The organism is uncultured Pluralibacter sp. (assembly GCF_913775985.1).
Classification (GTDB): Bacteria; Pseudomonadota; Gammaproteobacteria; order Enterobacterales; family Enterobacteriaceae; genus Pluralibacter.
This window is the reverse complement of the sequence record NZ_CAJYMB010000023.1, coordinates 1-24612: the sequence shown is the minus strand read 5'-3', so window position 1 is coordinate 24612 and position 24612 is coordinate 1. Positions and strand designations below refer to the sequence as shown.

20 protein-coding genes, 1 tRNA gene and 4 pseudogenes are annotated in these 24612 nt (G+C 58.1%); 18 read left to right on the top strand and 7 right to left on the bottom strand.

Annotated elements, in window-relative coordinates; genetic code table 11:
* Positions 1-7: 7 nt before the first annotated feature.
* The gene (locus QZ766_RS03370; RefSeq protein ID WP_297197298.1) at positions 8-1594 is read right to left on the bottom strand and encodes a gamma-glutamyltransferase family protein; all 1587 of its coding nucleotides are present in this window, start codon (positions 1592-1594) and stop codon (positions 8-10) included.
* 123 nt (positions 1595-1717) lie between these two features.
* On the opposite strand from QZ766_RS03370, the gene QZ766_RS03365 reads away from it, so the two are divergent.
* The 5 genes and pseudogenes from QZ766_RS03365 (at position 1718) to uraH (ending at position 6057) form a co-directional block, all read left to right on the top strand.
* Positions 1718-2557: a MurR/RpiR family transcriptional regulator gene (locus tag QZ766_RS03365; protein ID WP_297197245.1), complete on the top strand. Its 840-nt coding sequence runs from the start codon at positions 1718-1720 to the stop codon at positions 2555-2557.
* Positions 2558-2740: 183 nt separating this feature from the next.
* Positions 2741-3973, top strand: a complete 1233-nt coding sequence (locus QZ766_RS03360) for an alanine--glyoxylate aminotransferase family protein (RefSeq protein ID WP_297197243.1) — start codon at positions 2741-2743, stop codon at positions 3971-3973.
* Positions 3974-3979: 6 nt separating this feature from the next.
* Positions 3980-5224 (top strand): annotated as a pseudogene (hpxK, locus tag QZ766_RS03355) (allantoate amidohydrolase); the annotation flags it as partial.
* Positions 5207-5725, top strand: coding sequence for a 2-oxo-4-hydroxy-4-carboxy-5-ureidoimidazoline decarboxylase (gene uraD, locus QZ766_RS03350; protein ID WP_297197296.1), 519 nt, complete (start codon positions 5207-5209; stop codon positions 5723-5725). The pseudogene hpxK and the gene uraD, both read left to right, overlap by 18 nt.
* On the top strand, positions 5722-6057 hold the full coding sequence (gene uraH / locus QZ766_RS03345; RefSeq protein WP_297197240.1) for a hydroxyisourate hydrolase: 336 nt from the start codon (positions 5722-5724) through the stop codon (positions 6055-6057). Before uraD ends, uraH begins: the two co-directional genes overlap by 4 nt.
* Positions 6058-6068: 11 nt before the next feature.
* Here the strand turns inward: uraH and QZ766_RS03340 are convergent, their stop codons facing one another.
* Positions 6069-6839, bottom strand: a complete 771-nt coding sequence (locus QZ766_RS03340) for an amidohydrolase (protein WP_297197237.1) — start codon at positions 6837-6839, stop codon at positions 6069-6071.
* A 164-nt stretch (positions 6840-7003) separates the two neighbouring features.
* Here QZ766_RS03340 and ivy point away from each other — a divergent pair, with 164 nt between their 5' ends.
* On the top strand, positions 7004-7447 hold the full coding sequence (ivy, locus tag QZ766_RS03335; RefSeq protein ID WP_297197234.1) for an Ivy family C-type lysozyme inhibitor: 444 nt from the start codon (positions 7004-7006) through the stop codon (positions 7445-7447).
* A 93-nt stretch (positions 7448-7540) separates the two neighbouring features.
* On the opposite strand, the gene fadE is transcribed toward ivy, so the two are convergent.
* A complete protein-coding gene (fadE, locus tag QZ766_RS03330) occupies positions 7541-9985 on the bottom strand; it encodes an acyl-CoA dehydrogenase FadE (protein WP_297197231.1) in 2445 nt (814 codons plus the stop codon).
* A 235-nt stretch (positions 9986-10220) separates the two neighbouring features.
* On the opposite strand from fadE, the gene lpcA reads away from it, so the two are divergent.
* A complete protein-coding gene (gene lpcA, locus QZ766_RS03325; RefSeq protein ID WP_297197228.1) occupies positions 10221-10802 on the top strand; it encodes a D-sedoheptulose 7-phosphate isomerase in 582 nt (193 codons plus the stop codon).
* Positions 10803-10871: 69 nt separating this feature from the next.
* A complete protein-coding gene (locus QZ766_RS03320) occupies positions 10872-11639 on the top strand; it encodes a class II glutamine amidotransferase (protein WP_297197225.1) in 768 nt (255 codons plus the stop codon).
* Here QZ766_RS03320 and dpaA read toward each other — a convergent pair.
* A complete protein-coding gene (gene dpaA / locus QZ766_RS03315; protein ID WP_297197223.1) occupies positions 11610-12350 on the bottom strand; it encodes a peptidoglycan meso-diaminopimelic acid protein amidase in 741 nt (246 codons plus the stop codon). The genes QZ766_RS03320 and dpaA overlap by 30 nt on opposite strands.
* A gap of 269 nt (positions 12351-12619) precedes the next feature.
* On the opposite strand from dpaA, the gene dinB reads away from it, so the two are divergent.
* Positions 12620-13678 (top strand): DNA polymerase IV, encoded by a 1059-nt coding sequence (gene dinB, locus QZ766_RS03310; RefSeq protein WP_297197293.1) that lies wholly within the window; start codon positions 12620-12622, stop codon positions 13676-13678.
* A gap of 84 nt (positions 13679-13762) precedes the next feature.
* On the opposite strand, the gene pepD is transcribed toward dinB, so the two are convergent.
* The gene (gene pepD / locus QZ766_RS03305) at positions 13763-15220 is read right to left on the bottom strand and encodes a beta-Ala-His dipeptidase (protein ID WP_297197220.1); all 1458 of its coding nucleotides are present in this window, start codon (positions 15218-15220) and stop codon (positions 13763-13765) included.
* A gap of 259 nt (positions 15221-15479) precedes the next feature.
* Between pepD and gpt the strand changes: the two genes are divergently transcribed.
* From gpt to QZ766_RS03260, 9 genes and pseudogenes are all read left to right on the top strand, one after another.
* A complete protein-coding gene (gpt, locus tag QZ766_RS03300; protein ID WP_297197218.1) occupies positions 15480-15938 on the top strand; it encodes a xanthine phosphoribosyltransferase in 459 nt (152 codons plus the stop codon).
* Between the two features lie 103 nt (positions 15939-16041).
* Positions 16042-17286 carry an esterase FrsA gene (gene frsA / locus QZ766_RS03295; protein ID WP_297197215.1) on the top strand — a complete coding sequence of 415 codons (1245 nt, stop codon included), beginning with the start codon at positions 16042-16044 and terminating at the stop codon, positions 17284-17286.
* 56 nt (positions 17287-17342) lie between these two features.
* On the top strand, positions 17343-17741 hold the full coding sequence (crl, locus tag QZ766_RS03290) for a sigma factor-binding protein Crl (RefSeq protein WP_297197212.1): 399 nt from the start codon (positions 17343-17345) through the stop codon (positions 17739-17741).
* Positions 17742-17904: 163 nt separating this feature from the next.
* Positions 17905-19008, top strand: a complete 1104-nt coding sequence (proB, locus tag QZ766_RS03285; RefSeq protein ID WP_297197209.1) for a glutamate 5-kinase — start codon at positions 17905-17907, stop codon at positions 19006-19008.
* An 11-nt stretch (positions 19009-19019) separates the two neighbouring features.
* Positions 19020-20273 carry a glutamate-5-semialdehyde dehydrogenase gene (gene proA, locus QZ766_RS03280; protein WP_297197206.1) on the top strand — a complete coding sequence of 418 codons (1254 nt, stop codon included), beginning with the start codon at positions 19020-19022 and terminating at the stop codon, positions 20271-20273.
* Positions 20274-20376: 103 nt separating this feature from the next.
* A tRNA-Thr gene (locus tag QZ766_RS03275) sits at positions 20377-20452 on the top strand.
* Positions 20453-21033: 581 nt separating this feature from the next.
* Positions 21034-21320 (top strand): annotated as a pseudogene (locus QZ766_RS03270) (IS3 family transposase); the annotation flags it as partial.
* A gap of 848 nt (positions 21321-22168) precedes the next feature.
* On the top strand, positions 22169-23020 hold the full coding sequence (locus tag QZ766_RS03265) for a LysR family transcriptional regulator (RefSeq protein ID WP_297197203.1): 852 nt from the start codon (positions 22169-22171) through the stop codon (positions 23018-23020).
* A 614-nt stretch (positions 23021-23634) separates the two neighbouring features.
* A complete protein-coding gene (locus QZ766_RS03260; RefSeq protein ID WP_297197201.1) occupies positions 23635-24174 on the top strand; it encodes a chorismate mutase in 540 nt (179 codons plus the stop codon).
* Positions 24175-24267: 93 nt separating this feature from the next.
* Here the strand turns inward: QZ766_RS03260 and QZ766_RS03255 are convergent.
* Together QZ766_RS03255 and QZ766_RS03250 are read right to left on the bottom strand one after the other, a co-directional pair.
* Positions 24268-24485: pseudogene (locus QZ766_RS03255) on the bottom strand (IS481 family transposase); the annotation flags it as partial.
* 16 nt (positions 24486-24501) lie between these two features.
* Positions 24502-24612: pseudogene (locus QZ766_RS03250) on the bottom strand (integrase); the annotation flags it as partial.

The following is a 24612-nucleotide window of genomic DNA, read 5'->3' as shown; positions in this document are numbered from 1 at the left end:
TTGCTCCTTAAAATCCCGCCGCGCTGCCGTTGCTGCGCGGATCGAAAGCCCCTTCCAGCATGCCGTTCGGGTGGCGAACGATCGCTCCCGCGTGGCCCATCACTTCGCTCATGCCCGGCAGCCACTCCACGTCGTGGCCCTTCTCGCGCAGGGCGTTAAAGGTGGCGTCGCTAAAGCCGCCCTCCAGCTTCAGCGAGTCCGTGGACTCGCCCCAGGTACGCCCTAGCAGCCAGCGCGGGGCGCTGACCGCCGCCTGCAGCGGCATGCCCTGGATAATGTGGCGGGTGAAAATCGCCGCCTGAGTCTGCGGCTGCCCGTCGCCGCCCATGCTGCCGTACACCATAGTGCGGCCATCCTTCAGCCGCGCGGCGGCTGGATTCAGGGTATGAAACGGCTGCTTGCCCGGCGCCAGCGCCAGCAGGTGATCGGGATCGAGGCTGAACGCCGCGCCGCGGTTTTGCAGCAGGATCCCGCTTTCCGGCAGTACCACGCCGCTGCCGAACTCGTGATAGATACTCTGGATAAATGAGACCGCCAGCCCGCTGCCGTCGATAACCCCCATCCACACGGTATCGCCCGGGCCTTTGCCGCGCCCCCAGCGGGCGGCGTTATCGTCGCTGATTGCATCGGCCATCGCCTGCAGGGGCGCGTGTTCCAGCAGCGTCTGAACGGGAAGCGTGACGTGGCGCGGATCGGTGATATAGCGATCCCGCAGGGAGAATGCCTGCTTGGTGGCTTCCACGATCCGGTGGATCGTCAGCGCCTCGTCGGCGTCGGCCATCTCCATCCGATCGGTAATGCCGAGGATCGCCAGCGATACCAGGCCCTGCGTCGGCGGCGTCATATTGAAGATCTCGCCCTGCCGGTGGCTGAGCTTCAGCGGCGTCCTGCGGCGCGCGCGGTGACCGGCCAGATCCCGGGCGGTGAGCGGGCAGCCCGTCGCCTGAAACTCCTCCGCCAGTAGCGCCGCCAGCGGGCCGCGGTAGAAACTGTCCAGCCCTTCACTGGCCAGCCTGCTCAGCGTGCGCGCCAGGCGCGGCTGGCAGAAACGGCTGCCGGCGGCGGGGGCTTCACCCCGGTTCAGAAAGGTACCGGCAAAACCGGGCACGGCGGAAAGCTCGTGGTATTTATGACGGGTAGCGGCGGCCTGCGAGGGGGTGACGGGAATACCGTCCGCCGCGTAGCGGATGGCGTCAGCCAGCAGCCGGGAAACGGGCATTCGGCCGCTGCCGAGGCTGGCGGAAAGCGCCAGCGCCTCGTCCCAGCCGCTGACCGTACCGGGCACGGTCAGCGCCGCGCGGGCGCCGCGGTGGGGAATGGCTTTGTGCCCGGAATAGTGCTCAAGGGTTGCCAGCGCGCCCGCCGCGCCGCTGGCGTCGATGGCGACAGGCTCTCCCTGCGGCGGCACGATAAGCCAGAAGCCGTCTCCGCCGATGCCGTTCATGTGCGGGTAGACCACGGCAATGGTAGCCGCAGCGGCGACCATCGCTTCAATGGCGTCGCCGCCGTGGCGCAGAACCGAAAGCGCCGATTCGCTGGCGAGATGGTGGGGGCTGACGACCATTGCCCCGGGGGCCATATTACTGTGCATGATTTTTGCTCCGTACAAAGGGGGCTGCTGCCGCGGTGTAATGAGACTGAGGCAAGATCCGTTCCAGATTGACGGCCCGGCGGCGAGCGGGCACTCTGATATGAAACAAAAGTTGCAGGAGAGGATATGCAGCAGCTGGATGAACGTTTACGCGAGTGTTATGGCCAACTTTCTCCGCAGGAACAGCGGGTTGCGGCTTTTATCATGGATCATTTTGACGATCTGGTGAGCTATAACAGCGCCGAGCTGGCACGCCTGAGCGGCGTATCAAAAGCCACCGTGAGCCGCCTGTTTCGCCATCTCGGCTACGCGCGGTTTCAGGACATGCGCGACGAGCTGCGCACCCTGCGCCAGAGCGGAATGCCGCTCACCGGCGATCGCGATGCGGTGCAGGGTAACACGCTGCTGGCCCGCCACTATAAGCAGGAGATGGCGAACCTGACCCAGTGGGTGAATGCCCTGGAGAGCGAGGCGTTCACCGACGTGGTGGCGGCGCTGGGTGCCGCCAGGCGGGTATTTATTATTGGCCTGCGCAACAGCGCCCCGGTGGCGCTGCACCTGCGCCAGCAGCTGATGCAGAGCCGCGGGAACGTCTGGCTACTGCCCCAGCCCGGGCAGACGCTGGCCGAGGAGCTGGTGGATCTGGGGCCTGAGGATCTGGTGGTGGTGGTGGCATTCCGCCGCCGGCCGCGCATTCTGCGCCCGCTGCTGGAGACGCTGCAGCGTCAGCAGGTGCAGGTGCTGACCCTCAGCGAGCCCCAGGCTTCCGGCGTGCGGGCGCTCAGCCGCTGGCACCTGGCGGCGCCGCTGGACAGCGTCTCGGCATTTGACAGCTACAGCAGCGCCATGAGCATCGTTAACCTGCTGGCCAACGCCCTGCTGCACGATACCCTGCGCAGCGGGCGGCAGCGCATCCACCAGATTGCCGATCTCTATCAGACTCTCGATGAGCTGGAGCAGCTTTAACTGCACTGTATTGGTGCTTTTGCACCGCCGCGGGGTGCTATCGTGAACCTGGTGGTCGTTCTCAGGAGCGATAAACCCTGCGGCGGCACAAAAATAGACACATCGCGACTGGCACAATCGTTGCAAATTAGATATTAAAGAATCAATAGTTTCATATCCGCTACGCCGATTAAGGATTGTTCCATGCCAGAGACTTCGCTGCTGTCCCAGATTAACCCGCCCCACCGCCTGCTGATGGGGCCGGGGCCGATCAATGCCGATCCGCGCGTGCTGCGCGCCATGTCCAGCCAGCTGGTGGGGCAGTACGATCCGGCGATGACCGGCTACATGAATGAAGTGATGGCGCTCTACCGGGAGGTGTTTCGCACCCGCAACCGCTGGACGCTGCTGGTGGACGGTACCTCCCGGGCGGGGATCGAAGCGGTACTGGTATCGGCTATTCGCCCCGGCGACAAAGTGCTGGTGCCGGTGTTTGGCCGCTTTGGCCACCTGCTGTGCGAAATCGCCCGCCGCTGCCGCGCCGAGGTACACACCATTGAGGCCCCCTGGGGTGAGGTATTCACCCCGGACCAGATTGAAGACGCCATCCGGCGGGTCAAGCCGCGCCTGCTGCTGACGGTGCAGGGCGACACTTCTACTACCATGCTCCAGCCGCTTGAGCACCTCGGCGAAATTTGCCGCCGTCACGGGGTACTGTTTTACACCGACGCCACCGCCTCGCTGGGCGGCAACGTGCTCGACACCGACCGCTGGGGGCTGGACGCGGTCTCCGCCGGGCTGCAAAAGTGCCTCGGCGGCCCGTCCGGCAGCTCGCCGGTGACCCTCAGCGAGGCGATGGTTTCCGCCATCGGCGCCCGCCGCCGGGTCGAAGAAGGGATCCGCACCGACGCCCACCAGGACGGCGACGAGGAGATGATCGGATCGAATTATTTCGATCTCGGGATGATCATGGATTACTGGGGGCCGGAACGCCTGAATCACCATACCGAAGCCACCAGCATGCTGTTCGCCGCCCGGGAGTGCGCGCGGATCATGGTGGAAGAGGGCATGGACGCGCTGATTGCCCGCCACGCGCTGCACGGGCGCGCGATGCTCAACGGCATTCGCGGTATGGGCCTTGAGGTGTTTGGTGACGTGAACCACAAGATGAATAACGTTCTCGGGGTAGTGATACCGGCGGGCGTGCACGGCGAAGAGGTGCGCAGGCGCCTGCTGGAAGACTTCCATATTGAAATTGGTACCTCGTTTGGCCCGCTGGCGGGCAAAATCTGGCGCATCGGCACCATGGGCTACAACGCCCGTAAAGACTGCGTGCTGCAAACCCTGACCGCGTTGGAAGCGGTGCTCAACCGTCAGGGCTTTGCCACCGTGCAGGGTGCCGCGATGCAGGCCGCCTGGGACACCTACGAGGGCTAAACCATGATGCAGATGACCTCAGAAGAGGCCCGCGCCGCCGCCGAACGGGTGATGGCCCGCAGCGACGCGCTGGCGGCGATCAGCGAAACGCCGGATGCGCTGACCCGCGTCTATCTCTCGCCCCAACACCTGCAGGCCAACGCGCAGGTCGCGCAGTGGATGGAGGCCGCGGGCATGCTGACCTGGCAGGATGCGGTTGGCAATATCTGTGGCCGCTACGAGGCCGCGACGGCGGACCAGCCCGCGCTGCTGCTGGGTTCGCATCTCGATACCGTGCGCAACGCCGGGCGCTACGACGGCATGCTCGGGGTGCTCACCGCCATTGAAGTTGTTGCCTGGCTCAGCCAGCGCGGCCTGCGCGGCGATCGGGCGATTGAAATTGTCGGCTTCGGCGATGAAGAGGGTACCCGTTTCGGCATTACTCTGCTGGGCAGCCGCGGACTCACCGGCAGCTGGCCGGAGGGCTGGCTGGAAACCCGCGATGCCGACGGCATCAGCGTCGCCCAGGCGATGGTGAGCGCCGGGCTGGATCCGGCCCGCATCGCCAGCGCCGCCCGGCCGCCCGAAGATTTTTGCGGCTATCTGGAGCTGCACATCGAGCAGGGGCCAGTGCTGGAGGAGCAGGACGCCGCGCTTGGCGTCGTGACCGCCATTAACGGCGCCCGGCGGCTTAATTGCCGGTTTGATGGCGAGGCCGGCCACGCCGGCACGGTGCCGATGACCCTCAGGCGCGACGCGCTGGCCGGGGCGGCAGAGTGGATGATGGCGGTTGAAGCGACAACCCGGGCGCGGGATCCGGCGCTGGTGGCAACCATTGGTACGCTCGCCTGCCAGCCCGGCGCGGTCAACGTCATTCCCGGCGCGGTCGCGCTGACCCTGGATATTCGCAGCCCGTCCGACGCGTCCCGGGACGCGCTGCTGGCGGATCTGCTCCGCGCGGGCGAGGAGATTGCCGCCCGGCGCGGCCTGCGCTTTAGCCACGCGGCCTTTTATGATTCGGCGGCCACCCCCTGCGATCCGCAGCTTCAGCAGACCCTTGTCGGGGCCTGCCGCGCCGTGCAGGGGGGCGCGCCGCTGCTGCCCAGCGGTGCCGGGCACGATGCCATGGCGATTGCCGCCCGCTGGCCGGTGGGCATGCTGTTCGTGCGCTGCGCCGGGGGAATAAGCCACCATCCGGCGGAGTCCGTCGCCGTCGAGGACGTGGCGCAGGCCCTGCGGGCGTATACCCTGTCGGTGCAGCAGCTGGCGGGCGCCTCGGCGCTGCGGCAGTTTAATACCGCCAGCCCGGCGCAGGCGCAGGCGATGATTGCGCCCTGCGCGGCAATCGTAGCCTGGCAGCAGGCGCTGGTGGCCGGACGGCCCTACGCCAGCGAGGCGGAACTACTGGCGCAGGCGCGGGAGCTGAGCGAGGCATGGGACGCAGACGCGCTGGCCCAGGCCCTGCAGGCGCATCCGCGTATTGGTGATAAGGCTCGCGGGGATAGCGTCGAATCGGCGCTGTCGCGCCGGGAGCAGTCGGCGGTGAACCCTGGCGATGCTGCGCTGGCCCGGGCGCTGGCCGAGGGTAACGCCCGGTACGAGGCCCGGTTTGGCCGGGTGTTCCTGATCCGCGCCAGCGGGCGCAGCGGCGAGGAGATGCTGGCCACGCTCCACCGGCGGCTGGAAAACGACGAACGTCAGGAAGTGCAGGAGGCCATCGGCCAGCTGCGGGAGATAACGATGCTGCGTTTGCAGGGAGTGTTTACTTCATGAGCCATATTTCAACCCATATTCTGGATACCTCCCTCGGCAAGCCGGGCGCGGGAATTATCGTCCGGCTGGAGCAGGAGAGTGCCGACGGCTGGCGGCTGCTCGGCGAGCACGCCACCAGCGCCGATGGCCGGGTACCGTCCCTGTACGACGCGCCGCTGCCGGCGGGGCGCTACCGGCTTTCGGCATTGATTGGCGAGTGGTTTGCGCGCGGCGGGCGGGAGACGCTTTATCCGGTAGCGCAGATCGACGTTACGCTGCCCCGCAGCGGGGAGCACTACCATCTGCCGTTTTTGATAGCGCCCTGGGGCTGGTCAACCTATCGGGGATCGTGAGCGGCCGACGCTCAGCCCAGCCTAAACGGATCCGCGTCCTGCCAGGCCGGAAACTTCTCGCGATACTCTTGCAGCGCCGCCAGCGACAGCTCGGCATCAAGGCGCGTTGCCTTATGCGCTTCGGCGGCGGCAATAATGTCGCCCTGCGGATTCACGATCCGGCTGTCGCCCCGGTAGTGGTGGCCGTTACCGTCGGTGCCGACGCGATTGCAGCCGACGACCCAGGCTTGGTTTTCAATGGCGCGGGCCAGCAGCAGCGCCTGCCAGTGCAGCGAACGCGGCGCGGGCCAGTTGGCGACATACAGGATCAGATCATAATCATTATGATTGCGGGACCACACCGGGAAACGCAGGTCGTAGCACACCAGCGGCAGGATGCGCCAACCGCGCCAGGTTATTACCACCCGTTCGGTGCCCGCCCGGTAGTGCTGGTGTTCATCGGCCATCCGAAACAGGTGGCGCTTATCGTAGCGGTGGACGATGCCCTCCGGCTCAACCAGCAGGAAGCGGTTCACCGGGCCGCGCTCGCTTTGCAGCGCCGCGCTACCCGCAATCAGCGCGCCGGTCTGGCGCGCCCTGTCGCGCATCCACGCAATCACCTCCTCTTCCGGCAGCGACTGCCCGGCGGCCTCCATGGCAAAGCCGGTGGTAAACATTTCCGGCAGGACGATAACATCGCGCCCGGCGATATCTTCCAGCTGGCGTTCAAAGTGGCGAAGGTTGGCCGGCCCGTCCATCCAGGCCAGGGGCTGCTGTAATACGGTGATTTTCAAACCAGACACGGCTTCGGGCTCCTGAATCTACGAGGTACGTCGGTAACAGTAACACCTTAGCAAATGGACAGAAAAAAGCATTTCCGGAACTTGCTGATTTGCAATTGACCCCTTCCGGGTCCACCCTTAATCGACACTTGAGAACGGGCGATTGCCCCAGGGAGAATGAAATAATGAAGAAAACAATTATTGCCGCAGCCGCACTGCTGATGAGCGCCGGCGCGTTCGCTGCCGATAACCTTACCGTCAGCGATCTGGCAACCAATAAAGACTCCAAAGCGGCGTTCAGCAAAATGGTAAAAGGCCACAAGCTGCCGGCGTGGGTCAGCAAAGGCGGGACCAGCACCCCGGCAAAAACCGTTAAGATTGGCGATACTGAATATCAGGTGCTGAGCGCCTGCAAGCCGCACAACTGCTCCGCAGAGCGCGTGGCGGTGCTGTGGTCCGAGAAGAGCCAGACCATGAGCGGCCTCTTTTCTGCGGTGAATGAGAAGAGCGATAAAGAGACGCTGACCTGGCTCAACGTCGGCGACGCGCTGTCCATCGACGGCAAAACGGTTCTTTATTCCGCGCTGAGCGGCAGCCTGGAAAACCACCCGGACGCGTTCAATTTCTGAATAAAAAAAGCGGAGATACGCTCTCCGCTTTACGCTGTTTCTTATTCTGCGTGATGTTGTGCCGGCCGGGTCATTGCCCGGCCGTATTGTTATTTACGCTGCCTCAATTTTCCGCACGCGCTCCTGCTTCTTTATCGGCTGCGTCGCCAGCGCCTCCGGCGCGAAATCATCCACGTTAATGCTGCGCAGGCGGCTGGTTTCCGCTTTGATCAGCACATCCGCTTCCTGTTGGTTAATCAGGCCTTTCGCCAGGGCGTTGCGCGCCAGCTCGTCCAGACGGGTGAACGGCAGGTTCTTGCCCAGCTCCTTACAGATACGCTGGTGGACAGGATCGGCAGCCATAACGTCAACCAGCGCCTCTTCCAGCAGACCTACCGGGTTGTGCTCGCTGGCGGTCAGGTACTGGCCGCGGCCGATGCGCGAGCGGGTGGCGCCCGGGGTTTGCAGGATCTTCGCTACCGCGTGATCCAGGCGGTCGGACGGCGCCGCGTAGTGGCGGCCGGTCGGGAAGATAGCCGCGCTCAGCAGCCCGGCGACGGCGCGGTTGGGGAAGTTGCGCAGCAGATCGTCAATCGCCTGTTCGGCTTGATTCAGTGCATCCTGCACGCCCCAGTGCACCAGCGATAAATCAGCTTCGTTACGCCCTTCGTCGTCATAGCGCTTCAGCACCGCCGAGGCCAGATACAGCTGGCTCAGCACGTCGCCGAGGCGCGCGGAGATGCGCTCCCGGCGCTTCAGGCTGCCGCCCAGTACCGCCATCGACACGTCCGACAGCAGGGCCAGGTTGGCGCTGAGGCGGTTCAGGTGCTGATAGTAGCGTTTAGTTGCATCGCCGGTCGGCGACGCGCTGGTCAAACCGCGGGTCAGGCCGAGCCAGACGCTGCGCATCAGGTTGCTGCCGACGTGGCCGATGTGCTTAAACAGCAGGCTGTCGAAGGCGTTAAGATCGTTATTCTGCGCGGCGGCCATCTCTTCCAGCACGTACGGATGACAGCGAATAGCGCCCTGGCCGAAGATCATCATGCTGCGGGTCAGGATATTGGCGCCTTCCACAGTAATAGCGATAGGCGCGCCCTGATAGGCGCGGGCGAGGAAGTTGCCTTCGCCGAGCATAATGCCTTTGCCGCCGGTAATATCCATCGCGTCGATAATGGCGCGCTGGCCGCGGTGGGTGCAGTGGTACTTAACAATGGCGGAGAGCACCGCCGGTTTTTCACCGAGCATAATGCCGTAGGTGATAAGTGACGCTGCCGCGTCCATTACGTAGGCGTTGCCGGCAATGCGCGCCAGCGCCTCTTCAATCCCTTCCATTTTACCGATAGAGATTTTGAACTGGCGGCGGATGTGCGCATAGGCGCCGGTAGCCATCGCCACGGATTTCAGACCGCCAGTGGCGTTCGAGGGCAGGGTGATCCCGCGGCCCACCGACAGGCACTCCACCAGCATGCGCCAGCCCTGTCCGGCCATTTTCGGCCCGCCGATGATGTAATCAATCGGTACAAAGATATCCTGGCCGCGGGTCGGGCCGTTCTGGAACGGCACGTTGAGCGGGAAGTGGCGGCGGCCGATTTCCACGCCCGGCGTGCCGGTCGGGATCAGGGCGCAGGTGATGCCCAGCTCTTCGCTGCCGCCCAGCAGTTTTTCCGGGTCGGAGAGCTTAAACGCCAGCCCCAGCACGGTGGCGATAGGCGCCAGCGTGATGTAGCGCTTGTTCCAGGTCAGGCGCATGCCGAGGACCTGCTCGCCTTCCCATTCCCCCATGCACACCACGCCGGTATCCGGAATAGCCCCGGCGTCAGAACCCGCTTCCGGGCTGGTGAGGGCAAAGCAGGGGATCTCCTGCCCGCGCGCCAGGCGCGGCAGATAGTGATTTTTCTGCTCGTCGGTGCCGTAGTGCTGCAGCAGCTCGCCCGGGCCGAGGGAGTTCGGAACGCCAACGGTGATCGCCAGAATCCCGGAGACGCCGGAGAGCTTTTGCAGCACCCGGGACTGGGCGTAGGCGGAAAACTCCAGCCCGCCGTACTCTTTCTTAATGATCATCGCGAAGAAGCGGTGCTCTTTCAGATAGGCCCACAGTTCCGGCGGCAGATCCGCCAGCTCGTGGGTAATCTGGAAATCGTTCGCCATCCGGCAGGCTTCTTCCACCGGGCCGTCAAGAAACGCCTGCTCTTCGGCGGTCAGGCGCGGCTGGGGATAGCTGTGCAGCTTTTTCCAGTCCGGATTGCCCTGAAACAGATCCCCTTCCCACCAGGTGGTACCCGCGTCGATCGCCTCTTTTTCGGTGCGCGACATCGGCGGCATCACTTTGCGGAAGGTGCGGAACATCGGCGCGGAAATCATCGATTTACGCATCGGGGTGAAATTAAACGGCAGCAGGATAATCGCCAGCGGCAGCAGCAGCCAGGCATTCCACAGGCCGGCGGCCGCCATGGCGGCCGTCCACACCAGCAGAATAACGCTACCGAGCAGGAGGCTTACCCGGTGATAAAACAGCGCACCGAGTAATACGACCGTTGCAACAATACTTAAAATCATCATAAAAAAGCTCCCTGTCTCGTAGGAGGTCTGACCACTTGTGATGATATGGTTGTAGTGGATGTTATTTTCTTTAGCAATGTGTTTACAAAATAATTACAACGCAGGTCACAGAGTTGCTCCGTGCCGGGGCCAGAAAACGCAAAAGCGCGCGGGTTAAGCCGGGGTTCAGCTTCTCGCTGCTGGCGCTATCCGTTACACTGCTGGGGTTAACAATCAATACTGAAGGACAGTCCTCATGTACCAGGATCTTATTCGTAGTGAACTGAATGAAGCCGCGGAAACCCTGACGCAATTTCTGGCGGATGAAGCCAACATCCACGCTATCCAGCGTGCGGCGGTGCTGCTGGCGGACAGCTTTAAGGCGGGCGGAAAAGTGCTCTCCTGCGGCAACGGCGGCTCCCACTGCGACGCGATGCACTTTGCGGAAGAGCTGACCGGGCGCTATCGCGAGAATCGTCCGGGCTACCCGGCGATTGCCATTTCCGACGTCAGCCATCTCTCCTGCGTCAGCAACGATTTCGGCTACGAATATGTCTTTTCCCGCTACGTGGAGTCCGTAGGCCGCGCGGGGGATGTGCTGCTCGGTATCTCAACCTCCGGCAACTCCGGCAACGTGATCAAAGCCATTGAAGCCGCGCGCGCCCAGGGGATGAAAGTCATCACCCTGACCGGGAAAGACGGCGGCAAAATGGACGGTTCTGCGGATGTTGAAATACGTGTGCCGCATTTTGGCTATGCAGATCGCATCCAGGAGATCCATATTAAAGTGATCCATATCCTGATCATGCTCATCGAAAAAGAGATGGCGAAGGGCTAGTGGTTGAAACGCTGAGTGGTTGATTGACGCCGGGCGAGTTCCGGCACGATAACGTGACTGAGGTGATGTATGTGCGAACTGCTCGGGATGAGCGCCAATGTGCCAACCGATATCTGCTTTAGTTTCTCCGGGCTGGTACAGCGCGGGGGCGGCACCGGGCCGCATAAAGACGGCTGGGGGATCACCTTTTACGAAGGCAAAGGCTGTCGCACATTTAAGGATCCGCAGCCCAGCTTTCAGTCGCCGATTGCCCGGCTGGTGCAGGAGTATCCGATCAAATCCCACTCGGTGGTGGCCCACATCCGCCAGGCCAACCGCGGCGAAGTGGCGCTGGAAAACACCCATCCGTTTACCCGCGAGCTGTGGGGCCGCAACTGGACCTACGCCCACAACGGGCAGCTGAAAGGCTACAAGGGGCTGGATACCGGCCAGTTTCGCCCGATAGGCGAGACCGACAGCGAAAAGGCGTTCTGCTGGCTGCTGTACAAGCTCACCAGCCGCTATCCGCGCACGCCGGGCAATATGCTGGCGGTGTTTAAATACATAGCCTCGCTGGCGGTAGAGATGCGCGAGAAGGGAGTGTTTAACATGCTGCTGTCGGACGGGCGCTATGTGATGGCGTTCTGCTCGACCAACCTGTACTGGATAACCCGGCGGGCGCCGTTTGGCGTGGCGAAGCTGTTGGATCAGGACGTGGAAATCGACTTTCAGCGCGAGACCACACCGAATGATGTGGTCTCGGTTATTGCCACCCAGCCGCTGACCGGCAACGAAAACTGGCAGCGCATCGCGCCGGGCGAGTGGGCGCTATTTTGCCTGGGGGAGCGCGTAGTTTGATACCAGCAGCGAGCCGTGAACTTCGTGGCTCAGCGGTTTGCTGACCACGTAGCGGCCGTCCTGCACCGTGACCATCGGCGGCTTGTGAGTTTGCTCGAAGTAGTCATAGCCCGGCTTGAGCTGCGCCCAGAAGTCTTTGTAGTACGAGTACTGGTGGCGCTTCATGTTGGCGTCGGTCATGCGGAACGGGTAGATGCTGACCTGCACGCTCGGCTGGCCGAACACCAGCGCGCCGGTGACGAACTGGAAAATCTCGTCAATGCCGGAGTCGGTCATCGCGTAGCAGCCGATAGAGACGCAGGCGCCGTGAATCATCAGGTATTTACCCTGATAGCCGTGCGCCTGATCGAAGGCGTTGGGAAAGCCGATATTAATCGCTTTATAGAAGCGGCTGTCGGGCTTGAGCTGGCTGCGGGTAACGTTATAGAACCCTTCCGGTGATTTGAAATCGCCCTGGCGCTGTTTCGGGCCCAGGCCGCCGGAATAGTTGCAGATTTTGTAGCTGTCGAGCAGGCGGTAGGTTTCGCCCATCTTGACGTACAGATCCAGCGTGCGCTCTTCTTTGAAGATTTGAATATAGACCGGGGAGCCCATCAGTTTCTGCTTGTACTCTTTGCTGACAGTCGGGGTGGTGGGGTTACTGCTCAGCAAACCGGCGAAGGAGACGCACGGGATCAGAAGCATCGCAAGTAAAAATGCGATTTTGCGCATACTGCTTGTTCCTTGATAAAGCGGGATAGAGGCCGGGACGGCGAATTCATTCTAAATCAGAGTTATCCTGATTTGAGCGCTCACATTAGCACCAACAAAGTTTTTCGCAAGCGGCAAGCGACGGGTTTACATATTTGCGGCGCTCAATAGCGCATTTTCTGTTGCGGAGGGCTATTCGCGCGGCTGTACCGGGCATTGAATCAATTTCCCACTTCTCATTATTAACCGGGTAACTGTATACTTAACCAGGTATTTGCCGGGAGAGTATGATGCGCAAAATTATCCATGTCGATATGGACTGCTTTTTTGCCGCGGTTGAGATGCGGGATAATCCGGCCCTGCGCGACATTCCGCTCGCCATTGGCGGCAGCCGCGAGCGGCGGGGCGTCATCAGCACCGCCAACTACCCGGCGCGCAAGTTCGGCGTGCGCAGCGCCATGCCCACTGCCACTGCCCTAAAGCTCTGCCCGCACCTGACGCTGCTTCCCGGGCGCTTTGAAGCTTATAAAGAGGCCTCCAGCCACATCCGCGAAATCTTCTCCCGTTACACCTCGCGCATCGAACCGCTCTCCCTGGATGAAGCCTATCTTGATGTCACCGACAGCGAACACTGCCACGGCTCGGCCACCCTGATTGCCCGGGAGATCCGCCAGACCATCAGCGACGAGCTGCACCTGACCGCCTCCGCCGGTATCGCGCCAATCAAGTTCGCCGCGAAAATTGCCTCCGATCTCAACAAGCCCAACGGCCAGTACGTAATCACCCCGGAAACGCTGCCCGACTTTATTCGAACTCTGCCGCTGGCGAAAATTCCCGGCGTGGGGAAAGTCTCGGCGGCAAAGCTGGAAAGCATGGGCCTGCGCACCTGCGAAGACGTGCAGAACAGCGATCTGGCGATGCTGCTGCGCCGCTTTGGCAAATTTGGCCGCGTGCTGTGGGAGCGCAGCAACGGCATTGACGATCGGGAGATCAACAGCGAGCGGCTGCGCAAATCTGTCGGCGTGGAGCGCACGCTGGCGGAGGATATTCACGACTGGGAAGCCTGCGAAACCATCATTATCGAGCAGCTTTATCCCGAGCTGGAGCGGCGGCTCGGTCAGGTTAAGCCGGATCTGCTGATCGCCCGCCAGGGCGTGAAGCTCAAATTTAACGATTTTCAGCTCACCACCCAGGAGCACGTCTGGCCGAAGCTCAACCGGGACGATCTGATCGCCACGGCGCGCAAAACCTGGGAGGAGCGGCGGGCAGGGCGCGGAGTACGCCTGGTAGGGCTGCACGTGACGCTGCTCGATCCGCAGATAGAGCGGCAGCTGCTGCTGGGGATTTAAGCGATAACACCGTGTTGCAGGTAGCGTAAAGTATGGCGGGCATGAAAGAAGCAGGCCGCGCGTTGCGCGGCCTGAAGGGCGGGATTATTTCGCCGGGATAGATTTCAGCAGTTCAGTCAGCAGCGTCCAGTACTGGCCTACGCTGGCGATGTGAACCTGCTCGTCCGGAGAGTGCGGGCCGGTAATGGTTGGCCCGATGGAGACCATATCCATGTTCGGGTACGGCTTTTTGAACAGGCCGCATTCCAGACCGGCGTGGATCACCTGAATGTTCGGCGTTTTGTCGAACAGGCGCTGGTAGGTTTCACGCACCAGCTGCATTACCGGTGAGTGGGCATCCGGCTGCCAGCCCGGGTAGCCGCCTTTCGGCGTGGTCTGCGCGCCGGCCAGCTTGCCGAGAGATTCCAGCATGCTCACCACGTACTCTTTACCGCTGTCGATCAGGGAGCGGATCAGGCAGTTGATCTCTACTTTATCCTCGTGCATGGTCACCACGCCGATGTTCAGGGAGGTTTCCACCACGCCTTTCGCCACGTCGGAGTTGCGGATCACGCCGTTAGGCGTGGCGTTCAGCAGGCGGACAAACGCGTCGCGGCAGGCGGCAGTCAGCGCGCCGCGGTTTGCTGCGGCTGCTTCCAGCACCAGGTTCAGGTTTTTCTCTTTCTCGGCCAGCTCGTTTTTCAGCACCGCCAGGTAGTCGGCAACCTGCGCTTTCAGCTCGGCGGCTTTGGCGGCAGGCACGGCAAAGGTGGTGAAGGCTTCGCGCGGAATGGCGTTACGCAGGGTACCGCCGTTAAAGTCTACCAGGCGCAGATCCAGCCCGGCGTCGCGGGTTGCCAGAAAGCGCACCAGCAGCTTGTTGGCATTGCCCAGCCCTAAATGGATGTCGCCGCCGGAGTGGCCGCCTTTCAGGCCTTTCAGCGTCAGGGTAAAGGTTTCGAAGCCTGCCGGCACCGCTTCGCGAGAGAGCGACAGAGTGCTGGTAAAGTCGATACCGCCGGCGCAGCCCATGTAGATCTCGCCTTCTTCTTCAGAGTCGGTGTTGATCAGGATGTCGGACTGCAGCCAGTTGGCCTGCAGGCCAAACGCGCCGTCCATGCCGGTCTCTTCGGTCATGGTCAGCAGCACTTCCAGCGGGCCGTGCTCGACGTTGTCGTCTGCCAGCACCGCCAGCGCGGACGCCATCCCGATACCGTTATCGGCGCCCAGCGTCGTGCCGCGCGCTTTTACCCACTCGCCGTCGATGTAGGGCTGAATCGGGTCTTTAGTGAAGTCGTGAACGGTATCGTTATTTTTCTGCGGAACCATGTCGAGGTGCGCCTGCAGCGCTACCGGGGTGAGATTCTCAAAACCTGCGGTCGCCGCTTTGCGGATCAGAATGTTGCCGACCTTATCGCGTTCGGCGTGCAGCCCTTTCTCTTTCGCCCAGCCCATAATGTGTTCGGCAAGCGCCTGTTCGTGGTGGGAAGGATGCGGAATGGAGCAGATTTTGGCAAAAATATCCCACAGCGGCTGGGGGGAAAGCTGAGACAGTTCAGACACGGTAAGTCTCCTTCGGGCTTGCTGCAAAAGCGCTTGCAGCTAATGGGTTAGCAGATACAAACGGGCCTGAAACCCGTTTTGCACGATGGGTTTGAGAATACCACTTTCTGCCCCTTGTTGTAGCCAGAGGGCAGCAAAAACTGCCGGCAAAGCCGTTAAACACTGGTTTTTAGTGCGTCAAATCTCTATAATCTCGCGCAACCTGGAATCACCCCTGAACATTTTTTAAGCCGTTTTAATAAGGCTGGGACACTATCACATGAGCGAAAAATACGTCGTCACCTGGGACATGTTGCAGATTCACGCCCGCAAGCTGGCCGCGCGCCTGCTGCCGGCTGAACAGTGGAAAGGCATTATTGCCGTCAGCCGCGGAGGTCTGGTTCCTGCGGCTCTGCTGGCGCGTGAGCTGGGTATTCGCCACGTTGATACCGTTTGCATCTCCAGCTACGACCACGACAACCAGCGCGAACTGAAAGTGCTCAAGCGTGCGGAAGGCGACGGCGAAGGCTTTATCGTCATTGACGATCTGGTTGATACCGGCGGCACCGCGGTCGCTATCCGCGAAATGTACCCTAAAGCGCACTTCATCACCATCTTCGCCAAGCCGGCCGGCAAGCCGCTGGTGGACGACTACGAAGTGGACATCCCGCAGGATACCTGGATTGAACAGCCGTGGGATATGGGCGTGGTCTTCGTACCGCCTCTGAGCGGTCATTAATCCGCACCGCGTTAAAACAAGCGCCCGGCACTGCCGGGCGTTGTTTTTTTTAGCGCCCGGAAGGGTACAATAGAGTCCCTGTTTTCTTCATGGAGTCCGGACGATGTCGGAAGTTAACCTCAGCGAAGAGCTCTTCAAGCCGCGCTTTAAACACCCGGAAACTTCAACGCTGGTCAGGCGCCTGAGCCACGGCGTCCAGCAGCCCGTTCATTCTGCCCTCGACGGTAAAACTGACAGCTCATGGTACCGGATGCTCAACCGCCTGATGTGGATCAGCCGGGGCGTTACGCCGCAGGAGATCCTCGACGTGCAGGCGCGGATTGTCATGAGCACCGCCGAGCGGACCAACAGCGCGCTGTTTGACACGGTCATCGGCTACCGCAGCGGCAACTGGATCTACGAGTGGTCAAAGCAGGCGGCGCTCTGGCAGCAGAAGGCCGCCGACGAGCAGGATGACACCCTCAGCGGCCGCCGCTGGCTGCACGCCTCTAACCTGTTCAGCATCGCCGCCTATCCGCACCTCAAGGGCGACGAGCTGGCGGATCAGGCCCAGGTGCTGGCCAACCGCGCCTATGAAGAGGCCGCAAAGCGCCTGCCCGGCAGCCTGCGCCAGCTGACGTTCGCGATCCCCGGCGGCGCGCCGGTAACCGGATTCCTCCACACGCCCCCCGGCAATGGCCCGTTCCCGACGGTGCTGATGTGCGGCGGGCTGGACTCGCTGCAGAGCGACTATTACAACCTGTACGAAACCTACTTTGCCCCGCTCGGTATCGCCATGCTGACGCTGGATATGCCCTCCATCGGCATGTCGTCAAAATGGAAGCTCACTCAGGACTCCAGCCTGCTGCACCAGCAGGCGCTGAAGGCGCTGCCGGACATTCCGTGGGTCGATCACACCCGGGTTGCGGCCTTCGGCTTTCGCTTTGGCGCTAACGTGGCGGTGCGGCTGGCCTATCTCGAATCGCCGCGCCTGCGGGCGGTGGCCTGCCTCGGGCCGATGGTACACGCTCTGCTGGTAAACCCGCAGGGGCAGGGCAACGTGCCGGAGATGTACCTCGACGTGCTGGCTTCGCGACTCGGGATGAGCGATGTCTCCGACGCCGCGCTGCGCATGGAGCTGAACTGCTACTCGCTGAAAACTCAGGGCCTGCTGGGCCGCCGCTGTCCGACGCCGATGCTCTCCGGCTGCTGGAAAAACGATCCCTTCAGCCCGGAAAGCGAATCGCAGCTGATCGCCTCTTCATCCGCTGATGGAAAGCAGCTGACTATCCCGTTTAAGCCGGTTTATCGGAACTTTGACAAGGCATTAAGAGAAATTGCAGGGTGGATCAACCATCGCTTTGGTTAATAGTTTGCTAATTTGTATTGATTTGGTAAAACAGTGCATCACCTAAGGAGATCGCAATGACGTTACCAAGTGGACACCCGAAGAGTAAGTTAATCAAGAAGCTCGCTGCGATTGGCCCCTACATCCGCGAGAATCAGTGCGAGGGAAATCGCTTTTTTTTCGATTGCCTGGCGGTATGCGTTAATGTAAAGCCGGCGCCGGAAAAGCGCGAATTCTGGGGCTGGTGGATGGAAATGGAAGCCGAAGAGACGCGCTTTACCTACAGCTATCAGTTTGGCCTGTTTGATAAAGAGGGCGACTGGAAGCCGGTGGAGATTAAAGACCCCGAAGTCAGCGACAAACTCGAACAGACGCTGCGCGACTTTCACGCCCGCGCTCAGGACGTGTTAAAAACCTTCGAGCTGACTCTCGAACCCGCCGATGATTTTGAGCAGCCGGTCCGGCTTACCGCCTGATCGACCGCGCCCGCCGTTTTGCCGCCTCTTCGTGCGAAGAGGCGTTTTAACTTCCCTCTGTGCGTTTTATAACCCCAAATTGCCTTCCTTTCCCTGAGGTTGTTGGCAAGCGGGCTGAGTCCTGCTAAAACGTCTTTTTCCCGTTCTGAAATGGCAAAGAATCATGAGTGATAGCCAGACGCTGGTCGTTAAACTCGGCACCAGTGTATTAACCGCGGGCTCGCGCCGCCTGAACCGCGCCCATATCGTTGAGCTGGTCCGCCAGTGCGCCCAGCTGCACGCCGCCGGACACCGGATTGTGATTGTTACCTCGGGGGCGATCGCCGCCGGGCGTGAACACCTCGGCTATCCCGAGCTGCCAGCCACTATCGCCTCCAAGCAGCTGCTCGCCGCCGTCGGCCAGAGCCGCCTGATCCAGCTCTGGGAGCAGATGTTCTCGATTTACGGCATCCACGTAGGGCAGATGCTGCTGACCCGCGCCGACATGGAAGACCGCGAGCGGTTCCTCAACGCCCGGGACATGCTGCGCGCGCTGCTGGATAACCACATCGTGCCGGTGATCAACGAAAACGACGCCGTCGCCACCAGCGAAATCAAAGTGGGCGATAACGACAACCTCTCGGCGCTGGCGGCGATCCTCGCCGGTGCCGACAAGCTGCTGCTGCTCACCGATCAGCAGGGGCTGTACACCGCCGATCCGCGCAATAACCCGCAGGCGGAGCTGATTCAGGACGTTCACGGCATCGACGACGCGCTGCGCGCCATCGCCGGGGACAGCGTCTCCGGCCTCGGTACCGGCGGTATGGGCACCAAGCTGCAGGCCGCCGACGTCGCCTGCCGGGCCGGTATCGACACCATTATCGCCGCCGGCAGCCGCCCGGGCGTGATTGGCGACGTTATGGAAGGCGTTGCCGTCGGTACCCGCTTCCACGCCCAGACCTCGCCGCTGGAGACCCGCAAGCGCTGGATCTTCGGCGCACCGCCCGCGGGCGAGATCACCATTGACGAAGGGGCAACCCTCGCACTGCTGGAAAAAGGCAGCTCGCTGCTGCCAAAAGGGATCAAAAGCGTGACAGGCAACTTCTCTCGTGGTGAAGTGATCCGCATTCGCACCCTCGACGGGCGCGACATCGCCCACGGCGTGACCCGCTACAACAGCGACGCGCTGCGCCGCATCGCCGGGCAGCACTCGCAGCAGATTGACGCGATCCTCGGCTACGAGTACGGCCCGGTAGCCGTGCATCGCGACGACATGATTACCCGTTAAGGAGCCTCCTCATGCTGGAACAAATGGGCATCGCTGCCAAAGCGGCCTCGTACAAGCTGGCGCTGCTGTCCAGCCGGGAAAAGAACCGGGTGCTGGAGCACATTGCCGACGCGCTGGAAGCGCAGGCGGACGCCATTCTGAGCGCCAACGCGCGGGATCTCGACGACGCGCGGGCCAACGGCCTTAGCGACGCGCTGCTCGACAGGCTAACCCTCACCCCGGCGCGCCTGAGCGCCATCGCCAGCGACGTGCGCCAGGTCTGTAAGCTTGCGGATCCGGTCGGGCAGGTGATTGACGGCGGGCTGCTGGACAGCGGCCTGCGCATCGAGCGCCGCCGCGTGCCCCTCGGCGTGATCGGCGTTATTTACGAAGCGCGCCCCAACGTCACCGTTGACGTCGCGTCCCTGTGCCTGAAAACCGGCAACGCCGCCATCCTGCGCGGCGGCAAAGAGACGTACCGCACCAACGCCGCCACGGTTGGCGTTATCCAGCAGGCGCTGGAAGCCTGCGGCCTCCCCGCGGGCGCGGTGCAGGCCATTGAAAGCCCGGATCGCGCGCTGGTCAGCGAGATGCTGAAGATGGACAAGTATATCGACATGCTGATCCCCCGGGGCGGCGCCGGGCTGCACAAGCTGTGCCGCGAAGAGTCGACGATCCCGGTGATCACCGGCGGTATCGGCGTGTGCCACACCTTCGTGGACGCCAGCGCCGACTTTGCTCCGGCGCTGGAGATCATCGCTAACGCTAAAACTCAGCGCCCGAGCACCTGCAACACCCTGGAAACGCTGCTGGTGCACCGCGACATCGCCGACAGTTTCCTGCCCGCCCTCAGCGAGCGGATGGCGCAATCCGGCGTGACGCTGCACGCCGATGAAAACGCGATCGCGCTGCTGCCCGCAGGCCCGGCGCAGGTGGTACAGATCAACCCGGCGCAGTACGACGACGAGTACCTGTCGCTGGATCTCAACGTCAAGCTGGTGGACGACCTCGATGGTGCTATTGCCCACATCCGCGAGCACGGCACCCAGCACTCGGACGCTATCCTCACCCGTACCCTGAGCAACGCCGACCGCTTTATCAACGAAGTGGACTCCTCGGCGGTATACGTGAATGCCTCCACCCGCTTCACCGACGGCGCGCAGTTCGGCCTCGGCGCCGAAGTGGCGGTCAGCACCCAGAAGCTGCACGCCCGCGGCCCTATGGGCCTTGAGGCGCTGACCACCTACAAGTGGATTGGCATTGGCAAGGACACGATCCGCGCGTAGCTGACCTGCGGGTGATGCAAAAGTAGCCGTTTGATCTTAAAGGCATTGACGTATCACCCGCAGAGTTTTAACCTTCTATCCCGAAGTACACCCCCGCATCAGGGCCGATATAGCTCAGTTGGTAGAGCAGCGCATTCGTAATGCGAAGGTCGTAGGTTCGACTCCTATTATCGGCACCAGTTAAATCAAACACTTACGTAAATCCCTTCTTCTTCAATGTTCCTGATTTTTCTCTCGCGTACTTGCTGGTGTACTTGTTTAACAAGGTATGGCTGGTGACTGAGCATTGTGAGTATTGTGAGCATTTGGTAAGCGATCGGTTGCTGAATCCTTTGCGTTTTTGTCGGTTGCCTGCAGTCACCCGGTACAATGCAATGTATGGCAGAATGTCCTGCGCAATAGGTTGATGAGTGTAAGCAGTGTGAATTTTAATGATGTCATCAAGCAGGAAAGAGAAAAGTAAAGTCGGGTTACCTCAGCGAGCGCGGAATTTATGACTGTGCGGCATCTTTTCAAGGCGCTGGTGGCCCGTTACCCAGATCAGTCGATTGAGACGATAAGTTGGCTACTGTCTGAAGAAGTATTTTTCGGTCAACGCGTTTCGTGTAAAGGGGGTTTGCAGCCAGGTTTAAGCCATAGAGTTGAAAAAAAATTTTAGACAGCTTCATACTCAGATAGACGATATTTATGTTAACTCTCCTGCTGAACGTATTTTGTTCAGTTAAGCTCAAAGGGAGGAGGTCGTCCATCTCATTAACTGGAAGAAAAGTTTGGCGGCATCTACGTGGCAGAACAGCGCCTGCTGGAGGAAGAAAATCCCGGCCTGAAACGACTGATCGTCGATCTCAGTCTGGACAAGGAAATGCTGCAGGACGTCATCCGAAAAAAATTCTGAGGCCGCCGCAGAAACCTGAGGCGGTCGAATACCTGTTGGCGGCGTACCGCATCGGAGTTCGCAGGGGATGCTGGCTTATGATGCAGAGCCGGACGGTCTACAACTACTGCTGCTGCCGTGATGACCGGGCCCTCACGCAGCGAATACGGGAGACACATGAATATAACCAGTACCGTCCACATTCCTCGCTAAATAACTAGACTCCGGCAAAATTTATCCTAAACCTGCAAACAGAGACGAAACTCTGATTTAACTTTCTGAAAATCATGGAGAGTGATCACTTAATGATTAATAACAACACTAATACTGCGTATTTGAATAAACCATAATCTCTTGAAGGAGAAACTAGTAATCAATACCTTGATTAAAATAGCTAAATGTAAAATAATATTTAAATGTATTTGCATAATTTGATCTTTTTGTGCCATTTGACATTACTAATGTATTGCATTAAAAATTAATATTAACTATATTTGATATGAGTTATCTACAAAAACCTTATCTAATGAAAGAAATTAAATTATATAAGCTATATTGCGTTTCAGGTTCAGGAGCTCTCGCTAATACTTTAACAGCTGCTGGAGCTGTAGGTAGTGCTCTAGCTGCCGCCGGTCATGGTGGTATACTTGGGGGAAGCGTGTATTGGATCTCTAAGCAGCGTTATAATTACATCTTTATTTGGTGCATTAGGAGTGTCATTTAGAGGCGTTGGTGGTTCCATTGGTGCTGTAGCAGGCTATCATCTTGGTGCATCGTCAGAGGCTGCAATGAATATATAATTCAGAAAGATATATTTAGTTTATCCATATGGTTTTAAATTCATAATTATAATTAAAAAAATATATCAAAAAATTTTATTTAAATTACCTTCATGTTGTAATATGGCATTTTTTAATTTACAAATGTCTGGCGATCGACTTTAAATATTTTAAAAACTACAAATTAAATAAATCTATAACGTTATAGAAAATATTATTTTTATTAAAAATGGGGTGGTTTGATGGAGTGGAGTGATATTAGAATTTTTCTTGCAGTTGTTCGTGCAGGAAACTATGCTGATGCTGCAAAGCAGTTAAGGATAAGCAGACCAACAGTTGGTCGACGTATTAACGCGCTAGAAGAGGCATTAGGACAAAAGCTGTTTCAGAGAACAGGAAAAGGATTGTTAATCACTGCCGAAGGTGAATCTATTTTAGCATTTGCAGAAAAAATGGATGAAACCGCTTTAGCATTAAATAGGAAAATGGCAATATACGATGAAAAACTTGAAGGTGACTTGAAAATTACTTGTTCTGAATGGTTCGCAGGATATGTAATTCCTAATGTGCTGATGGAATTCTCTTATATGTATTCTAATGTTAGAGTTGAATTGCTTACTTCAGCTCGTATGCTCGATTTATCAAGGCGCGAAGCTGATATTGCAATCAGAAATATCCAATTTAATAAACCAGATATAGTTCAACGTAAATTGATGGATGTTGAATATGCCGTCTATGCAAAACAGACCTACAATTTTACTAATAGTACAGGAAAAGATGTTAACTTAATTTTGATGAATACAGATTTCAATCATTTTGAGGATGTCGCTTGGATCCAGAAAATACTTCCTGAAGCTAACGTAATGCACCGCAGTAATGATCGTGTGATTCACGCTCAGTTATGCGCTGCAGGCCTCGGACTGGCAGTATTACCAACTGCTGTTGGGCAAAAAATATCTCAACTTAAGGTTATCGATTTAGGGATGTCGCCTCCAAGTCAGAAACTCTGGCTTGGTTATCATAAGGATTTGCGTAACGTACCAAGAATAAAAGCCGTCGTGAGTGCTCTGATTAATGCTCAGGCTAATAATTAAAAATTTCAGCTATATTAAAAAATAAAGTATATCCTTAAAAAAGGAAATGAATACCTTACTAAGCTTTATATACATATGAGCATTGATAATATTTTATTTTCCTAGAGCAGAGCTGCATGATGGCACACATAAATTTATTTATCACTGATCAACAGGAAACTAAACTTGAGCTCCTTTACGATGCAACCCGTGAGGGCATAATTGTATGCTTCTGGCTTCCGAAGGCTGGGGCTTGGCCATCATGATCGCTCAGGCTTTACGACTGCATCAGCCTACTGTCGACTACCATATCAACGATTTCCTGAACAAAGGAAAGCTGAAGCTCGAGAACAGGGGGTCTTACAGGAAACACAGTGCGGAACAGAAATTTCTTTTAATCAATAAGTTGCCTTTTAATCTATTTCATTATGCCGATTATATTATCAAGTTTGTCGTTAGGACATGGAACATTTTCTTTAGCGTTCTAGGAATGAATAAGTGGCTGCACCGTATCGATTTAACCTACAATAAATTGTTAGGTTTTCCCAATAAATTCAGTGTAGAGAAAAAATTGATATTAAATTAATTTTTGATTACATATGTAAACTAACTAGTTGAAAAAGAGGTAGCATTGAATGAAAAGAAAAGTATCTAGAGTATTTCTGCTTTTGGCTGGGTTATTTTTTTCTACGGCTATTATGGCTACATCAACACAAAATGATGAAGTGGCTTCATTGATCAACAAGCGTCTATCTTACATGAAGGATGTAGCAGGATATAAAGCGAACAATCATCTTGCCATTGAAGATTTACCTCAGGAAGCTAGAGTGTTATCTAATTCAGTGCTAGAGGCAGAAACATTGGGGTTAGATGGAGAGTCAGTAAAGCCCTTTATACAAGCTGAAATGGATGCTGCTAAGGCAATTCAGTATCGATATCGTGCTGACTGGCTATCTGTGCCAGAAAAGGGCTGGCAACCAGCCAGTCTGGAGCAGACAAGATCGAATATTAGCGTCTTAAATACTGATATTCTTACCGAGGTTAGTCGCAAATTATCAAAAGGTGAGCTATTTATCGACAAAACCAACTTTATCAAAAAGCTTGATCAGGCTCACTTAGAAGATAGCGATAAAGAACGTTTGTGGCATACATTAAAACAAATTACACTTTTATAGAATAAGAGCTATAATTTATTATCTCAAACCTAATCTGACAGTTACCGGTTATTTATATAGGTATCTGTCAGATTACATCTGATTTAAACTATTCTAAACCCAGATGCGTTTTCCACTTTCCATTAGCGTCCTGTCACAGCATATCTTCTCCTGATGGGGGGCTAATTATTATAGTGAGCCTGCCATTCATCAAAATCCGATTGTAATATGTCGAGTTCACCATACGGCCTTTTACGGAACGCCACTTAATCAAACTCTTGTAAAATCGTCTTGTGGAACCACTCGCAGATGTCATTTGTTTATGGTGACATTGTAAGTATCCCAGCTTTAGTTCCACACACTTTTTGAGATTTCCGGTTTCTCAGCCATCAGCCGATATTCTTCCGGTGTCAGGTTATTCAGGGATTCATGAGGCCGCTCGCTGTTGTATTCCGTCAG

Coding starts and splice junctions, on each gene's coding strand:
- lpcA (WP_297197228.1), top strand. CDS start 10,221: ATGTACCAGGATCTTATTCGTAGTGAACTGAATGAAGCCGCGGAAACC.
- QZ766_RS03360 (WP_297197243.1), top strand. CDS start 2,741: ATGCCAGAGACTTCGCTGCTGTCCCAGATTAACCCGCCCCACCGCCTG.
- gpt (WP_297197218.1), top strand. CDS start 15,480: ATGAGCGAAAAATACGTCGTCACCTGGGACATGTTGCAGATTCACGCC.
- QZ766_RS03320 (WP_297197225.1), top strand. CDS start 10,872: ATGTGCGAACTGCTCGGGATGAGCGCCAATGTGCCAACCGATATCTGC.
- crl (WP_297197212.1), top strand. CDS start 17,343: ATGACGTTACCAAGTGGACACCCGAAGAGTAAGTTAATCAAGAAGCTC.
- uraH (WP_297197240.1), top strand. CDS start 5,722: ATGAGCCATATTTCAACCCATATTCTGGATACCTCCCTCGGCAAGCCG.
- QZ766_RS03265 (WP_297197203.1), top strand. CDS start 22,169: ATGGAGTGGAGTGATATTAGAATTTTTCTTGCAGTTGTTCGTGCAGGA.
- fadE (WP_297197231.1), bottom strand. CDS start 9,985: ATGATGATTTTAAGTATTGTTGCAACGGTCGTATTACTCGGTGCGCTG.
- proA (WP_297197206.1), top strand. CDS start 19,020: ATGCTGGAACAAATGGGCATCGCTGCCAAAGCGGCCTCGTACAAGCTG.
- frsA (WP_297197215.1), top strand. CDS start 16,042: ATGTCGGAAGTTAACCTCAGCGAAGAGCTCTTCAAGCCGCGCTTTAAA.
- QZ766_RS03365 (WP_297197245.1), top strand. CDS start 1,718: ATGCAGCAGCTGGATGAACGTTTACGCGAGTGTTATGGCCAACTTTCT.
- proB (WP_297197209.1), top strand. CDS start 17,905: ATGAGTGATAGCCAGACGCTGGTCGTTAAACTCGGCACCAGTGTATTA.
- dinB (WP_297197293.1), top strand. CDS start 12,620: ATGCGCAAAATTATCCATGTCGATATGGACTGCTTTTTTGCCGCGGTT.
- ivy (WP_297197234.1), top strand. CDS start 7,004: ATGAAGAAAACAATTATTGCCGCAGCCGCACTGCTGATGAGCGCCGGC.
- dpaA (WP_297197223.1), bottom strand. CDS start 12,350: ATGCGCAAAATCGCATTTTTACTTGCGATGCTTCTGATCCCGTGCGTC.
- QZ766_RS03260 (WP_297197201.1), top strand. CDS start 23,635: ATGAAAAGAAAAGTATCTAGAGTATTTCTGCTTTTGGCTGGGTTATTT.